Annotated in this window: 14 protein-coding genes; 6 read left to right on the forward strand and 8 right to left on the reverse strand. The window is 71.3% G+C overall.

Translation table 11 applies throughout. The features are described from left to right. Positions 1-488: 488 nt before the first annotated feature. From VGL30_RS07645 to VGL30_RS07655, 3 genes are all read left to right on the forward strand, one after another. Positions 489-1367: an SDR family NAD(P)-dependent oxidoreductase gene (locus tag VGL30_RS07645; protein WP_331538492.1), complete on the forward strand. Its 879-nt coding sequence runs from the start codon at positions 489-491 to the stop codon at positions 1365-1367. Positions 1368-1583: 216 nt separating this feature from the next. Continuing rightward, entirely contained in the window at positions 1584-2768 is a 1185-nt protein-coding gene (locus tag VGL30_RS07650) for a CoA transferase (RefSeq protein ID WP_331538494.1), read from the forward strand. Positions 2769-2915: 147 nt separating this feature from the next. Beyond that, entirely contained in the window at positions 2916-3074 is a 159-nt protein-coding gene (locus VGL30_RS07655; protein ID WP_331538496.1) for a hypothetical protein, read from the forward strand. 87 nt (positions 3075-3161) lie between these two features. Here VGL30_RS07655 and VGL30_RS07660 read toward each other — a convergent pair whose 3' ends face one another. After that, positions 3162-4280 carry an SPOR domain-containing protein gene (locus VGL30_RS07660; protein WP_331538499.1) on the reverse strand — a complete coding sequence of 373 codons (1119 nt, stop codon included), beginning with the start codon at positions 4278-4280 and terminating at the stop codon, positions 3162-3164. Between the two features lie 205 nt (positions 4281-4485). Here VGL30_RS07660 and VGL30_RS07665 point away from each other — a divergent pair, with 205 nt between their 5' ends. Further along, positions 4486-4935 (forward strand): VanZ family protein, encoded by a 450-nt coding sequence (locus VGL30_RS07665; RefSeq protein ID WP_331538501.1) that lies wholly within the window; start codon positions 4486-4488, stop codon positions 4933-4935. Here VGL30_RS07665 and VGL30_RS07670 read toward each other — a convergent pair. The 6 genes from VGL30_RS07670 to VGL30_RS07695 all read right to left on the reverse strand — a co-directional run bounded on the left by VGL30_RS07670 (position 4886) and on the right by VGL30_RS07695 (position 11863). Beyond that, entirely contained in the window at positions 4886-6088 is a 1203-nt protein-coding gene (locus VGL30_RS07670; RefSeq protein ID WP_331538503.1) for a glycosyltransferase, read from the reverse strand. The two genes, VGL30_RS07665 and VGL30_RS07670, sit on opposite strands and share 50 nt — an antisense overlap. Then, positions 6085-8355, reverse strand: coding sequence for a hypothetical protein (locus VGL30_RS07675; protein ID WP_331538505.1), 2271 nt, complete (start codon positions 8353-8355; stop codon positions 6085-6087). Before VGL30_RS07675 ends, VGL30_RS07670 begins: the two co-directional genes overlap by 4 nt. A 23-nt stretch (positions 8356-8378) precedes the next feature. Continuing rightward, on the reverse strand, positions 8379-9131 hold the full coding sequence (locus VGL30_RS07680) for an ABC transporter ATP-binding protein (RefSeq protein WP_331538507.1): 753 nt from the start codon (positions 9129-9131) through the stop codon (positions 8379-8381). Beyond that, positions 9128-9961, reverse strand: a complete 834-nt coding sequence (locus VGL30_RS07685) for an ABC transporter permease (protein WP_331538509.1) — start codon at positions 9959-9961, stop codon at positions 9128-9130. Before VGL30_RS07685 ends, VGL30_RS07680 begins: the two co-directional genes overlap by 4 nt. A 119-nt stretch (positions 9962-10080) precedes the next feature. Beyond that, positions 10081-10815: a class I SAM-dependent methyltransferase gene (locus VGL30_RS07690; RefSeq protein WP_331538511.1), complete on the reverse strand. Its 735-nt coding sequence runs from the start codon at positions 10813-10815 to the stop codon at positions 10081-10083. A gap of 10 nt (positions 10816-10825) precedes the next feature. Then, on the reverse strand, positions 10826-11863 hold the full coding sequence (locus VGL30_RS07695; protein WP_331538513.1) for a dehydrogenase: 1038 nt from the start codon (positions 11861-11863) through the stop codon (positions 10826-10828). A 123-nt stretch (positions 11864-11986) separates the two neighbouring features. On the opposite strand from VGL30_RS07695, the gene VGL30_RS07700 reads away from it, so the two are divergent. Next, positions 11987-13039, forward strand: coding sequence for a glycosyltransferase family 2 protein (locus VGL30_RS07700; protein WP_331538515.1), 1053 nt, complete (start codon positions 11987-11989; stop codon positions 13037-13039). Between the two features lie 98 nt (positions 13040-13137). On the opposite strand, the gene VGL30_RS07705 is transcribed toward VGL30_RS07700, so the two are convergent. Next, entirely contained in the window at positions 13138-13902 is a 765-nt protein-coding gene (locus VGL30_RS07705) for a methyltransferase domain-containing protein (RefSeq protein WP_331538517.1), read from the reverse strand. A gap of 123 nt (positions 13903-14025) precedes the next feature. Between VGL30_RS07705 and VGL30_RS07710 the strand changes: the two genes are divergently transcribed. Next, a complete protein-coding gene (locus VGL30_RS07710; protein ID WP_331538519.1) occupies positions 14026-15429 on the forward strand; it encodes a hypothetical protein in 1404 nt (467 codons plus the stop codon). The last annotated feature ends 18 nt before the right edge of the window (positions 15430-15447 follow it).

Consider the following 15447-nt stretch of genomic DNA (forward strand, 5'->3'; position numbering starts at 1 on the left):
AACTACGAATCTGAGGGTCGGACGTTCGAATCGTTCCGGGCGCGCCATTTTCTTTGTAGAAAATCAAAAATATTCCGGCGGGCCGCGACTCCGACCTGTCTTACGAATTGCGATTAAGACGGGGTTTTGAGCTGAAGTCGGCTTGCAGGCCGCCAACTCTGCGAGTTCGCACGCCGCTGCGCACGACTGCGCGACGAGGAATTCGGCTAGATTCGCTCGATAATCAGCCCACCGCCCATATGGCGGGAATCCGAGGGCACTTCTCGATATCGGGATCGATATTCAGCTCCCAGCGCGACGGCCATGCGCCTCCCTGAGCGATCTGGTGGCAGTGTCGCCTCTGGAGTACGGGAAATCGTGGTCGATGTGTTGAGCGAGACGGCGAAGAAGGCGTTGGGGCTGGGCGTATGGCCATGCGAACCTCGGCCACGCGTCGCCAGCTTGGCCGAGGCCGCCGATCGGACGATAACGAACGGGGGTGAGGGACGATGAAGGACTTCTCCGGCAAGGTCGCCGTGATCACCGGCGGCGCCAGCGGCGTCGGTCTCAACCTCGGACTGCGCCTGGCGGCGGCGGGCGCGAAGATCGTGCTGGCGGACATCGAAAAGGACGCGCTCGAGGCGGCTGTATCGCAGGTGCGCGCGGCCGGCGGCGAGGTGATCGGGCAACCGGCGGATGTCGCCAGGCGCGAACAGGTCGATGCGCTGCGTGACCGTGCCTTCGAGGCGTTCGGCGCGGTCCATCTGGTGTTCAACAACGCCGGTGTCGGCGGCGGCGGGGGGGTCCCGCTCTGGGAGACGCCGGAAAAGTCCTATCGCTGGATGATGGACGTCAACTTCTTCGGACCGCTGAACGGCATCCTCTCCTTCATGCCCAAACTGATCGAGCAGGATCAGGAGGCCTTGATGGCCTCCACATCGTCGGGCGCCGGAATCATCTTCCCGCCCACGGCGCCGGCCTATTCCGCTTCGAAGGCGGCCCTGATCGCCCTGATGGAGATTCTGGCGCAGCAGTTGAAGGGCGCCGGCTCGAAGGTGAAGGCGGCGATCCTGTTTCCGGGCCCGTATGTGGTCGATACGAACCTCTTCAATTCGCACCGCAACCTCCAGACCGAATACCTGGATCCTTCGTTCGATCTAAGTCGCGGGATCAACACCATGTCCGAGTTTCAGGGCTTGATGAAGCAGCTGATCGGGCGTGAAGCGGAAACCACCTCGCCGAAGGATTTTGCCGAAGAGGTGTACCAGTCGCTCCTCAGGGACGAATTCTACATCCTTCCGCTCAACGAAGGGGCCAAGAACGCGGTTCGCGAGCGCTACGAGATCATGATCGCCCGGGGCCAGCCCGTCATGCCGAACATGTTTTGAGAATTGAATTCTCCAACCATCGAGGCGTCGGCGTAGGTTGTGCGGCTCAGGGGTCGACCGGCCGCGTCGCCACCAGGCCAAGAACGCGGTTGGCGTTGGCTTGTTCTGCGCTCTCGGTGGGCCCGCGCCGGGTTTGCAATGGCCCGGGGGTCTGCTAGCCGCTGTCGCCAGGCGTCTCGGACGGCGCCGGCCCCGTATTAGGGAGGATGCGCGACGGTGGAGCAGGTTCTGAAGGGCGTCCGGGTGCTCGACTACGGGCGCTTCATCGCCGCTCCCTGGTGCAGCGCGATCCTGGGCGACATGGGCGCCGACGTGATCCGGGTGGAGAAGCGCGAGGGCGGCGAGGACCGCTGGGTGCAGCCGGTGACCGAGACCGGCGAGGGCGCCACCTTCCTGCAGTGCAACCGCAACAAGCGTTCGCTGACCCTGGATTCCACGACGCCCGAGGGGGCGGAGATCACCCGCAAGCTGGTGGCCGGCGCCGACATCGTCATCGCCAACATGCCCGGCAAGGCGATGCGGGCCAGCGGCCTGGACTACGCCAGCCTGAAGGCGGTGAAGCCCGACATCATCCTGGCCAGCGCCACGGCCTACGGCGAGGGCGGCCCCTACAGCGAGCGGATCGGCTTCGACGGCATCGGCCAGGTGATGGCCGGCGGCGTCTACCGCTCCGGCACGCCGGACCAGCCGATGCGCTCGGTGGTGCCCTATGCCGACTTCGGCACGGCGCTGACGCTGGCCACCGGCGTGATGATGGCGCTCTACCACCGCAAGAACACCGGCCAGGGCCAGCACGTGGAGGGGGCGCTGCTGCCCACCGCCCTGATGATGACCAACGCCATGCTGATCGAGCGCGACCTGATGCAACTGGACCGCCCCCGGATGGGCAACCGCGGGATCGCGGTCGCACCCTGCGACCTGTTTCGCATGCAGGACGGCTGGGTGCTGGTGCAGGTGGCCGGCCAGCCGATGTTCAAGCGCTGGTGCCGGATGATGGGCCGCGAGGAGCTGTTCGACGAGCCCCGCTTCGCCAACGACGACCTGCGCTCGGTCAACGGCGACGTGCTGAACGACATCATGCAGGCCTGGTGCGACGGCAAGACCAAGGCCGAGGCCCTGGCCGTGCTGGACGCCGCCCGGGTATCGGCCTTCGCGCTCTACTCGCCGCAGGACGTGCTGGACGACCCGCACGTGAAGGCCATGGGCTATCTGAAGCCCACGCCGTTCCCGGGCGCCTCGAAGCCCGCCCCGATCATCGAGACGCCGTTCCGTCTGTCGGCGACGCCGGGAACCATCCGCACCCGCGCGCCGCTGCTGGGCGAACATACCGACGAGGTGCTGGGCGATCTGGGCTACGCCGCGGCCGAGATCGCCGGCCTGCGCGCCCGCGCGGTGGTCTGACGTCCGCCGCCGGCCCGACGGGCGCGGGGTCCGTTGACGGCGACGAACCGCAGCCGGCTCAGGCGGCTGACAGCCTGGCGGCGCGGTGTTAGCGTCGGCGTCCAGCGCGGGCGAGGTCGCTCGGGCCGCTATGACGACGAGGCCGCCATGTCCGATCCGAATACGCCGAAGACTCCCGAATCCGACAATGAAGACCACCTGCGCGTGGCCAGGAAGGGCGTCAAGGACACCGACGAAGTGGTCACCGGGGCGCTGGGCGAACCGATTCCCGGCGCCGTGGCCGACACCACCGACGGCGACCGCTGAGGCGCGCCGGTCGCGCGGACGCCGGGCTGGCGTCCGCGCGACCTCGCCCGAGGGTTTCAGGTCGGTTTCCTAGCCGGGTGACACGGCTCAGTGCGCCGTATCGGCGCCGTAGCCATCCCGGACGAAGCAGGTGACGCGCTTGGCTTTCAGGCGCTCGCACATGGCGACGGCGTCGGCCTTGACCGGGAACTTGTAGAACAAGGCGCGATAGAGCGTCCGCCCGTTGACGCTGACCTTGACCAGGGAGGTCGGCAGGGCGGCGGCCTCTTCGGAGACGTGCCGGACGTGGGCGATGGCCTCCTTGGCCTGCGCCTCGGTCTCCGCCGCGGCGACCTGGACCGCGGCCTTGCTGAAGGTCGCCGGCGCAGGCCTGGGGCGGGGCGCGGGTTCCGGCGCGAAGGTGGGCGCCGGGACGGCCGCCGGCGAGGGCGGCGGCGGGGCTGCGGCCACGGCCACCTGGACCTTCGGCGGCTCTTTCCCCGGCTTGGCGGGGGGCGGCGTGGGCGCCTCGGCGACCACGGCCGGCGCACTGGCGGGCCGAGGCGCTGGCGGAGCCGTCGCGATCACCGTCGGTTCCGGGGCCGACGCAGGTTGCGGAGCCGGCCTGCGCGGCGCCTGCGCGACGACGGCCGCCGGCGGCCTCGGCGCCGGGGAGCGCGGCGGGACGGAAGCAGGAGCCGGCAGGGGCGCCGCGGCGACCTGCGGCGCCAGCGGCCGCTGGAAGCTGTCGTCGCAGACCGCCGAGATCAGGCTGTAGAGCTGGGTGCCGATGGTGGGCGAGACCCAGTCCGCGCCGGGGCCGCCGACCACGCGCGGCGCGCCCTTCAGGTCGCGGGCCGGATAGTTGGTGATGCCCATGGCCCGGCTGCGCCGCTGGGTGCAGTCCACGTCGATGTCCGCCGACCAGGAGAGGTAGCCGCCTTGCACGGCGGTCTGGCGGTTGACCACCTCGGCGCGGATCTGGACGTGGAACCGCCCCGGCCCGACGGGGTCGGAGACCATCGAGCGCAGGCCGATGATGCTGTTGGAGCCGATGGAGACCACCGTCGCGGCCGGCAGGTTGGTGTGGCTGGCCAGCCAGGTCCTCAGGTTCACCTCGTCGAGGGCGGCGGGGAAGTCGCCCGCCTGCTGGGCTGCGGCCGGCGGGGCGGCGGCGGCCAGGACGGTCAGGCCGCAAAACGACGCGGCGATGATCTTGGATTGCACGCTCACACTCCGGATAGGCGAAGGACTGCGCCGCCGAGATCCGCAGGCCCTCGAGCGGCCTCCTGGCGCGGCCAGTCACCATGACTTTCGACGATGCGGGGCAATTCCATGCGCGAGCCCGCGGCGAAGTCAATGAGTCGATAACCACGGTATGGGGTTTGGCGGCCGTCAAGAGAGTCTTCACCGGGACGCGCCACGATGAGGCATGCTTCGCCGACACGCCCCGACCGTCGCCCGCGTCCTGCTGCTGCTTGCGGGCGGGGTCTGCGCGGTGGGGATGGTGGGGCCGTTCCAGGGGGTCGAGGAGGCTTTCGTGCCCTGGGACAAGGCCGCGCATTTCATCGCCTTCTACGGCCTGACGATCCTGATGTTCGCGGCCTTCCCGAAGCGCCGCCGGCTGGACCTGACGACGATCGCGGTGCTGGCCGGCTGCGGGATCGAGCTCGCCCAGCGACTGACCGGGCGCGACGCCGAGCTGGGCGACGTCGCCGCCGACGCCCTGGGCGCGCTCGCGGTCATGGCCCCGGTCTGGGTCGGGCGGCTGCGCAGTGACTCACGGCGGGAGCGCCGCCGTCCGTTCGCCGCACGGCTGGCGGCGCGCCGGGTCATCGCCGCGAAGCCCGCACCGCCGCCTGAAGGGGTTGCGGCAGGGTGAGCAGCCAGGGTTCCGGCGCCAGCTGATCGGCCACGCGCCGGCGGGCGGCCTCGGCCAGCCGCCGGCCGAGGCCCGCATCGAGCCGCAGCCGGGCGAGCGCCCGGGCGGCGACGTCCACGTCCGGCTCGGCCCAGGCCTGGCCCCGATAGATGCCCTGGGCGTCGTCCACCGGCGTGAGGCCCGCCGGGACCAGCAAGGCGCAGGTCTCGTCCATGAAGTCGAGGTTGCCGGAGAAGGCGGTGGCCACCACCGGCGTTCCGACCGCCATGGCCTCGGCCAGGGTCAGGCCGAAGCCCTCGGCCCGGTGCAGGGAGACCAGCGCGTCGGCGCCGGCGATCAGCGACATCACCCGGGCGTAGGGCCAGGTCTCGTCGACGATCTCGACATTGGCCGGCGCCTGGGCGCGCAGGGCGGCCAGGAGGTCGGGGAAGCAGGCGCCGTTCTGGGTTTTGACGGTCAGCCGGGCGTTGGCGTCGTCGGCGAAGGCGCGGGCGAAGGCAGCGATGGCGCCCTGTGGATTCTTCCGCGCCATCGAGGAGTTGAAGTCGAACAGGGCCACCGCCTGGAAGGCGTGCGCGCGGGGCGCGGGCGCCACGCCGGCGTAGTCGCCGGGCGCCACCGGGTGGGGCGTGACCCGCACGGGGGCGGCGGCGCCGGCCAGGGCTTCGGCGGTGTAGCGGCTGGGAACCCAGACCTCGTCCAGCAGCGCGGCGTCGCGCAGCCAGGCCGCGGGCGCCCGCGGCAATTCCCAGGCCCAGGCGCCGTAGCGCGCGCCGAGGATGCGGCCCGGCCCCAGGCTCGCCAGGGCGAACGGCAATTCGGGCGGGTTCAGGTGGAAGATCCACGCGGCGGCGGCGGTGGGCCGGGGCAGGCGGGCCGCGGCGTCGAAGCCCGGCCTTACGCCGATGCGCTCGACGGTCGCGCCCAGGGCTTCCAGGGCGCGGGCGGAAAGCTCGGCGCCGGCGGCGATCCCGTGCGAGCCGGCGAACAGGCCCACCACGCGGACCGGACCTGCGGCGGCGCCGCCGCCGCGCGGCAGGGTGTTCGCCACGTAGCGGCGGACCGCGCTCGCAAGGGCCGGCTGGGCGCGGCGGCGCAGGCCTTCCGGCAGGGCCTGGCGCCAGAGGGCGCGCGCCGCGGCCAGGCCGTTCATGCGCCGATCAGGCCGAGGAGCGCCGCCTGCAGGGGATGGTTGCGGTCCAGAAGCCCGGCGGGACGCGACAGGCCCGGGGGGGCCGGTCCATCGGACCACACCTGGTCGACGAAGCCCAGGCCGATCTCGCCGGCGTCGAGGCGGGCGGCGGTCTCGACGTCCCACACCCCCAGCGCCCGCGAGACGGCGACGCCGCGGGCGTGCAGGGCCATGGCGTCGGCGGGGACCAGGGGCGGCGCGGTGAGGAAATAGGCGGTGCCGGCGCTGCGCGGGGCGGTCGCCGCGGCGCCGCCGGGGGTCAGGAAGCGGCTGGCGCCGGCGTCATAGACCAGCACGTCCGCGGACAGGCCCGCCAGCCGTTCCGCCCGCTCCATCACCACCAGATGGGCGCAGGCGCCGTTGCCGGCGGGAGGGGTGGACAAGCGCTTGCGGACGCTCAAGGCGGCCAGCAGCATCGTCGGGTGGTTGCGGATCACCGGCGGCAGGGCCATCAGCTCGACGCCGTACTCCGCCAGCCCGCCGGCGATCAGCCAGCGGAGGTAGCGCAGCCGCTGGGCGAAGCCGCCGAGCGGGTAGAGCCGCTGCAGGTCGCCCCGGCTCTCCCAGATCTCCAGGAACAGGGCGACGAAGGGCTCCGGAAGGCCCGGCGCCGGGCGCAGCCAGGGCGCACGCAGCGGTGCGGTCATGGCGGCCGGCCAGCGGGCGCGCTCGCCCAGGCCGAAGCCGGCGAACAGCCGCCGCCGCAGGTCGCCGCCGGTCGAAGCGTCGGCGAACCGGGCGGCGGCGTAGAGCGGCGTGGGGTCCTGCGCCAGGGCGGCGACCTGCGCGTCCGGCAGCAGGTCGGCCGCGAAGCGTCCGGCGGCGGCTTCCGGGCCCAGGCACCAGGCGAGGCGGGCGGCGGGATCGGCGTCGAACCGCTGGCGCAGGTCGCGCCGCGCCGCCATCAGGGCGGTGACGGCGCGGGGCTCGCCGGAGGCGCCCGTCCGCCGCAGCCAGTCCAGCGCCTTCGCGGCCGGGCCGGTCCACGGGACGTCACGCCAGACCGAGGGATCGGGCTCGCGCGCCGCGGCGCCGGCCCGCAGCAGGGCGCGGGCGGCCTCGACGGCGGTCTCGTCGGCGCCCAGCGCCGCGGCGTTGTCCTCGAACCAGCGGTGGAAGCTGAGCCGGCCTTCCAGGCTCGTGCGGTCGAAGGGATCGGCGGCGGTCGCGTCGCGCCAGATCCCGTCCATCAGCCGGGTGATGTCGGGCAGGCCCGGCGCCGCGGCCTCCGGCGCGGGGGCGTCGAACCAGGCCGAGGTCGCCGCGCTGAGCCCTTCGGAGAAATCCCAGCCGCGGCGGGCGGCCGCCAGGGCGGTGCGGCGCATGGCCGGGGTCACCGCGCGCCCGTCGGCGAAGCGGTTGTGGGCGTAGGGAATCGCGGCGGTCTCGTTGTGGCCGTTGCGCAGCATGGCCTGGGCGAATTCGGCCAGCAGCTCGGCCAGCGGCGAGCCGGGCTCCACCCCCACCCGGTTCTGGTGCCGGCTGAGCGTCCTGGGTCGGTTCGGGTCGAAGCCGGAGAAGTGGAAGAACACCAGCGGGCGGCCGTCCACCGTCCAGCCGTCGGCGCCGCGGAACAGGTTGCGGCCCTCGAGGTTCCAGTAGGCGAGGTTGAGGCCGGGGTCGCGGATCAGCGACAGGCTGTCGACGAAGCCCGGCGACAGGTCCATCCACTTCTGGTCGGTGAACAGGCCGCTGACCAAGTCCACCCGGCAGTCGAAGCGGCAGCGGTCGGCCCACCATTCCAGCAGCTGGACCGGCCTGGGCTCGTTGCGCATCGAGGCGAAGCCCAGGTTGTAGATCCCCGACCGCAAGAAGTCGCGGTCGTTGGGCGCCGCCTCGCCCAGCAGCGGCCGGGTGACGTGCGGCGTCAGTACGAGCTGCGCCTGCGCAAGACCCGCGCGCACCGCGTCCAGGGGCTGGAACACGTAGATGTCGGGATCGAGGTAGGTGGCCGAGGTCACGCCCGGTTCCGTGAGCAGGCGCTTGAAGGCGAAGGGCTTGACCGCGGTGTTGAGCTCCAGCGCCTCGTAATGGACGCTCATCGCCGCCAGCGGCGCGCCCAGGTCCTCGGCGGCGATCACTTCGGCGCGGCTTTCGAGCTGCGGCATCGGCCCGTCGGTGGCCACCACCACGCGGCGAGCCTGCGGCTCGGCGACCGCCAGGCTGTCCATCAGCGTCGCCGCCTGGGCCGCGTAGTTGCGCGACACGATAGTGAAGATGACGTCCAAGCCCGCCCTTCCGCGTCCGGGGCCTAGGCCGCCAGAAGCTCGTCCAGCTTGCGGATGTCGGTGACCGGCGAGGCGATCCCCCCTTCCAGCCGCATGACCTTGTTGCAGTAGAGGCGCAGGAGGTCGACCTCGTGCGAGGCCAGGACCAGGATGCCGGCCCGCTCCACCAGATTGAGCAGCCGCTTGTGCGCCATCTGCTGGAAGTCGGCGTCGCCCACGGCGATCCACTCGTCCATCAGCAGGACGTCGGCCTCCACCGAGGTGGCCGCGGCGAAGGCGAGCCGGGCCTTCATGCCGGCGGAATAGGTCTTCATCGGCATGGCCAGGAACGGGCCGAGGCCGGTGAAGCTGCCGATGTCCTCCAGCCGGGCCTCGATCTCCTTGGAGGTGAGGCCGGCGATGCGGCCGCGCAGGCGGATGTTGTCGATCCCCGACGCCGTCGGGTCGAGGCCCAGGTTGAGGTCCAGGAGGGCGGCGATGCGGCCGCGCACCTCGACCTGGCCCTCGTCGGGCTCGTAGGCCCCGGAGAGCGCGCGCAGGAGCGTGGTCTTGCCCGAGCCGTTGTGGCCGATCAGGCCCAGCCGGTCGCCGGCGCGCAGTTCGAGATCGAGGTTGCTGAGCGCCAGGACCTCGGTCGAGCCGGTGGTCGAGGGACCCAGCCGGCCGCCGACGGTGACGCGGGCCAGGCGCTTCTTCAGGGACTTGGCGTCCACCCCGTAGACGGGGAAGCGCAAGGTCAGTCCACGGACCGAGATCGAGACGGGGGACGGCTTCATAGGTAGTGCACGATCCGCCGGCGGGTGAGGGAGAAGACGGTGAAGGTGAGCGCCCAGCCCGCCACGGCCATGCCGATCAGGATCAGCCAACTGGCGGGGTCCACCGGCTTGCCGAGCATGGGCGCGCGCACGACGTTCAGCAGATGGTTGAACGGGTTCAGGAACAGCACCGCATGCCGCCCGGGGAACCGCTCGGGCGTCCAGAACACCGGGGTCATGAACATGGCGAACTGCATGACCGAGATGACGATCTGCGGCACGTCGCGGAAGCGGGCCGAGGCTATGCCCACCAGCATGCTGATCCAGGACGTGTTGAGCAGCAGCAGCACGAAGCCCGCCGCCGCCAGCGGCAGGTCCATCACCCGCCAGTAGCCGTAGATCGCCAGGACGGCGACGATGATCACCAGGTGGTGGCCGAAGTTGACCAGGTTGCGCAGCACCGTGCGCCACACGAAGGTGAACATCGGCAGCGAGGTCTGGGACAGCATGCCGGCCGCCTGGACGAAGGTTTCGGTTCCTTCGGTGATGATTCCGGTGATGGTCCCGAAGACGACGATGCCCAGGGCCACGAAGGGCATGAAGTCGTGCAGGCTGATCTTGAACAGGTTGGCGTAGAGGAAGCCGATGCCCAGGACCATCAGTCCCATGGACAGCGTGATCCAGAACGGGCCCAGGATGGAGCCGCGGTAGCGCGCCACCACGTCGTGGCGGGCGAGCGCCCAGGCGAGGCTCAGGCGTTCGAAGGACCGCTGCAGGTCGTTCAGCGCCATACTGAACTCGAACAGCGTCCCACGCCGTCCGGTCCGCAACATGTGGGTGGCGATTTCCATCAGGTCTCCGACCAGCCAGGGCGGCTGGTAACAGGCGGCATATTGCGGCGCAAGCGTGGCGCTGCGACGCGAATGCCATGGATTTCTAACAGGGTTTCGTGAGCCGCGGCGCCCAAGATCTAGAGCGGGCTTTCGTCGTCGAACGGCGGGCGCTCGGCGGCGTCGGCCTTCATGCGCGCATGGTCGGCCCGGTACTGGTTGAAGTGGCGCCGGTCGGCGGGCGGCGGCTGGACGGCGGCGCGGGCCAGGCCGCCCGCGGCCAGCTCGGCGGCGGGACGCTTGCGGACGACGAGCTCTATGCCGCTCTCGGCGACCGGGGTCAGCGTCTGGTCGAAGCGGGGCAGGTCGTATCGGTAGCCGGCGTTCAGGAGGGCGAGCTTCTCGATGTCGGCGGCGGCTCCCAGGCCTGCGGCCAGGTCGATGAGGTTGATCGACCGGTCGCTCCAGGAGCGGGCCTTCAGGACGGTGAAGGTCCACCTGTGGTCGCGGTTGAAGGTGGAGGGAAAGGCGCCCTGCTCGTAGAGGTCCTCGTCCGGGACGGTGAGGATCAGGAAGCCGCCGGGTTTCACCGCCCGGAACCAGGCCGCCAGCCCCGCCGCGGGATCGCGCAGGTGCTCCAGGCAATGGCTGGAATGGACGAAGTCGAGGCTTTCCGCCGCCACGCCGGCCAGGTCCTGGGCGTCGCCGTCCTCCCAGTCCCACACGCGAACCCCGCCCATCAGCGGGAAGAAGCCGGCGTAGAGGCTCAAGGGATCGGGCTTGCCGCCGATGTCGAGGCCCGCGCCCACGAACCAGCGGCGGGCGAAGTTGGGCTCGGACATGCGCCGGACGATGGACTTGGAGAGCTCCTTCATGGCCGTCGCCTCACCGCACCGTCCAGGACTGTACGCCGCCCGCCTCCAGCCGGCAGCCCTGGGCCGCGCCGCCAAAGCGGGTGAGCAGGCGCTTCAGCGCCTCGCGCCGGGTGGGCTCGACCAGGAACATCATGAAGCCGCCGCCGCCGGCCCCGGAAACCTTGCCGCCGAGCACGCCGAAGGCCTTGGCCGCATCGTAGACCGCATCGATGCCGGGGGAGGAGATGTTCTCGGCGGTGAGCTTCTTGCTGGACCAGCCGGCGTCCAGCAGGGCGCCGAAGCGGGGCAGGTCGCCGGCGGCCAGCGCGTCGCGCATCTGCAGCGCCCCGGCCTTGAGCGCGTGCAGGCCCTCCAGGGAGCGGGGCGCGCCGGCGGCCATGTTGGCGGTCTGCCGCTCGATGATCGCCGCCGATTCGCGGGAGACGCCGGTGAAGTAGAGCACCAGGGATTCCTCCAGCTCCTGCAGCACGGCCGCCGGCGCGGCCACCGCCTCCAGCTCCACCGCGTCGCCGGGCTCGAAGCGCATCAGGCTGACGCCGCCGAAAGCCGCGGCGTACTGATCCTGCCGGCCGCCGGCCAGGCCGAGGTCGCGCCGCTCGACGTCGAAGGCCAGGCGGGCCGTGGCGGCGGCGTCCAGCTCGCATCCGAAGAACCGGCAGAGGGCGGCCACCATCGCCACCACCAGGGCGGAGGAGGAGCCGAGGCCGGAGCCGGGCGGGCAGTCTGCGTAAGTGGTCAGGCTGAGCGCCGGGGCCTCGCCCGGCGCGAACTCGGCCGCGAGCCGCCCGTAGACCCCGGCCAGCAGGCGCAGGTCCGGATGGGCGTCCGCGGCGGCGCGGGCGGGACCGGTCCAGACCAGGTCGCGGTCGGCGGCTTCGAAGCGGACCTGGCCGTCGCCGCGGGCCTCGACGCTGGCGTGGGCGAAGACGTCGATGGCCGCGTTCAGCACCACGCCGCCGTGCTCGTCGCAGTAGGGCGACACGTCGGTGCCGCCGCCGCCGAAGCCAAGCCTGAGGGGGGCGCGGGCCCGCACCAATCGACGCTGCATCCAGCCTGGCCTCTCACCGGAGCCGGTCGCGGGCTCCCCGAAGCGCCGGGGTAGTCGCCGGGGCCGCGCTTTGCAACCGCCGCGCCTGCGTGATAGCCCGGCGGCCTGGACGCAAAGGACCCGATGGCGACCACCTACCAGATGGACGAACGGCGCGTCGTCGAGCGCCGGAACCCGGAGACCAGCCTCGAGGGCGCGGGCGTCTGGCTGGTGATCCCCTGCTACAAGGTCAAGGCGCTGATCCTGCGGGTGATCGACAAGACCCCGCCCTGGGTCGAGGGGATCGTCTGCGTCGACGACGCCTGCCCGGAGCGGTCCGGCGACTTCATCGCGGCCGAGGCGCGCGACCCGCGGGTGGTGGTGGTGCGGCTGAAGCAGAACCAGGGGGTCGGCGGCGCGACCCTGGCGGGCTACGCCGAGGCGTCGCGGCGCGGCGGGCGGATCCTGGTGAAGGTCGATGGCGACGACCAGATGGACCTGGGCTACATCCCGCAACTGGTGGCCCCGATCCTGCTGGGCGAGGCCGACTACGCCAAGGGCAACCGCTTCACCTCGATCAGCCACCTGCGGAACATGCCCTATGTGCGGGTGCTGGGGAACGCGGCGCTGAGCTTCGCGGCCAAGGTCTCCACCGGCTACTGGAACATCTTCGACCCCACCAACGGCTACACCGCCATCGAGGCCTCGGTGGCCAAGCAGGTGATGCAGAAGCGGGTGTCGCGGCGGTTCTTCTTCGAGACCGACCTGCTCTACCACCTGGGCACCCTGCGCGCCGTGGTGCGCGACGTGCCGATGCCGGCGCGGTACGGGGAGGAGGTCTCCAACCTCAGGATCGGGGGGATCATCGGGCCCTTCGCCCTGAAGCACGCGCGCAATTTCTTCCAGCGGGTGCTGGGTCAGTATTTCGTGCGCGACTTCAACGTCGCGACGGTGGAGCTGATCTTCGGGGCGCTGTTCCTGCTGTTCGGGGTCGGCTACGCCGCGCACTGGCTGTCGATCCGGGAGGGAAACCAGCCGGCCTCGCCGGGGCGGGTCATGGCCGCCGCCCTGCCGGTGATGATCGGGGTGCAGTTCATGCTGCAGGCGATCAACTTCGACGTGCTGAACGTGCCGTCGCGGCCGATCCACCCCTACCTGCGCACCATCGAGCGCATGGAGGCGGAGGTGGACGCCTAGAATATGGTTGGTTCTCCTCGAACCAAACATATTCGGCAAGTCTTTGAAATAGAGCGTGATGGTCGCCGGAACCGGCTTCCACCTCCGGCTGTCACGACCTAGCCTGCTGCGGCGAAGCGGCGCTCCCAGGCCGCGGCGAGGTCGAGCCGCGGGCCGCGGGCCTCGATGAAGCGGTAGAGCGAAAGCTGGCGGCCGAGGCCGAAGCTGCGCACCCCGACCTCTCTGAACATCAGCCGGCTCAGCGCCTCGATCTCGGCGGCGGTGTTGAGGTGCTCGTGGCGCATCATGACGCCGTAGTCGAGGCCCCGCTTCAGCCGGAACTCCAGCCCCGTCGTCAGCCGCCAGCCCAGGCCCCAGAGGAAGCCGCCCTCCGCGGGGATGGCGGCGCGGAAGACGCCGTCCGGCTCCAGCAGCCGGGCCGCGCGGGCGACGACCAACGGCAGGTCGCCGGCGTGCTCCATCATCGCCACGCTGGTGACGCGCTGGTAGCGGCGGTCCTGCGGGACCTCGGCGATGTCGGCGTAGATGTCGCGCACCCGGCGTCTCAGCGGCGAGTCCTGGTAGAGGGCGGCGAAAGGCTCGACCACGTCGTAGGGCGCGCCCTCGGGCTCGAACGGAAGCTGGTTCAGGGTGCCGGCGCCGAGTTCCAGGGTCGAACGGGCCGCGCCGCCGGCCACGTCCCTGGCCACCTGCCGGTGCAGCCAGCGCTCCAGCCGCTGGGCGAGCGAGGCCGCGGCGGTCTCGCCGGTGCGGTTGGTCTTGTACTGCTCGACGTAGATCGCCTGGAATTCCGGCGGCAGCGGCGGACGCGCCTTGGGAAAGGGCGCAAGCCAGCGCTCGGCCGGGTCGGACGCTGCATCCATTGGCGGAGATCTCCTTCGGGCGGGACTTTGCGAATTCCGCCGGTCAGTTCAAGCCCGTCCGCCGTTGGCCCCTTCTCAGGCCGCAGGCGAAGCCATAACAGGGGCGGCCCAAGGAGACGCCGCATGCCGCCAACGAACCGCGCCGAGGTTGCGTCGCAGAGCCGGGAGACCCTGGCGGGCGCGGCGTTCCGCTGGGTGGTGCTGGGCGGGCTGGTCCTGAGCCTGGCGGCGAATCTTCCCGGCCACATGACCTTCGATTCGGTGGTGCAGCTCTTCGAAGGCCGGATGGGCGTGCATCTGAGTTTCAACCCGCCGGTGATGTCCTGGCTGCTGGGCCGGTTCGACCATATCCTGCCGGGAACCGGCCTCTATGTGGCGGCCTGCGCGGCGGTGCTGTTCGCCAGCCTCGCCTCGCTGGCGGCGCTCAGGCCGCGGACGTCGTGGATCGGCGTGATCCTGGCGCTGGCCCTGCTGCTGACGCCGCAGGTGCTGCTGTACCAGGGGATCGTCTGGAAGGACGTGCTGTTCGCCAACCTGGCGATCGCGGGGTTCGTCTGCCTTGCATACGCAGCCCGGGACTGGACCCGGGGGGCGGCCCGGCTCGCGCCGCTGGCGGGGGCGCTGCTGTTCCTGGCGGTGGCGGGACTGGTGCGGCAGAACGGGCTGCTGATCCAGGCTCTGGCGGCCGTGGCGCTGGGCTGGACGGCGTGGGGACGCGGGTGGGGGCGCGGCGTGGCCTGGGGCGTCGGCGGTTTCGTGGCCCTGGTCCTCGCCAGCCAGGCGATCGGGACGGCGGTGGAGGTTAAGGGCGCGACCCAGGCCGGCGATCTGGACCGGGGGCTGCGCGTCCTGCAGCACTACGACATCGTGGGCGCGGTGGCCCATGACCCTGGCGTGCGGCTCGACGTGCTCGAGAAGGCGGCGCCGGCGACCGCGGCGGCGATCCGCAGCCGGGGCGTGAAGGTCTATTCGCCGGAGCGGGTCGACACCCTGTCCGACGACCCGATCTTCAGCCGGGAGCTCTGGCAGGCGCCGGAAGGGGCGGCCGGCGCCCAATGGCGCAGCCTGATCCTCCATCAGCCGCTGGCCTACCTGCGCGAGCGGATCGACGTCTACCGGTGGCTGATCGCCCCACCGAAAATCGACCGCTGCCTGCCCTATACGATCGGCGTGGACGGGCCGCCGGACAAGATGGACGCGCTCGAACTGCCGCACGGCTGGGATCCGCAGGACATGGCCATGGCGGCCTATACCCAAAGGTTCGTGCACACCCCGCTGTTCTCCCACCTCAGCTATGCGGCCGCGGCCTCGGCGGTGGCGCTTGTCCTGCTGCTGCGGCGCGATCCGGCGGACATGGCGGTCGTGGGGCTGATGCTGGCGGGACTGGGGTTCGCGGCGAGCTTCTTCGTCATGTCGATCGCCTGCGACTACCGCTACCTCTACTTCCTGGACCTGGCGGCGATCACGGGGGTGATCTACGTCGCGCTCGATCCGCCCTGGCCGCGGCGGAAGCGCGCCCGAGCGTAAGCCGCGGAGGCCGGCAGG

It is taken from the genome of Phenylobacterium sp. (assembly GCF_036502675.1).
GTDB lineage: Bacteria > Pseudomonadota > Alphaproteobacteria > Caulobacterales > Caulobacteraceae > Phenylobacterium.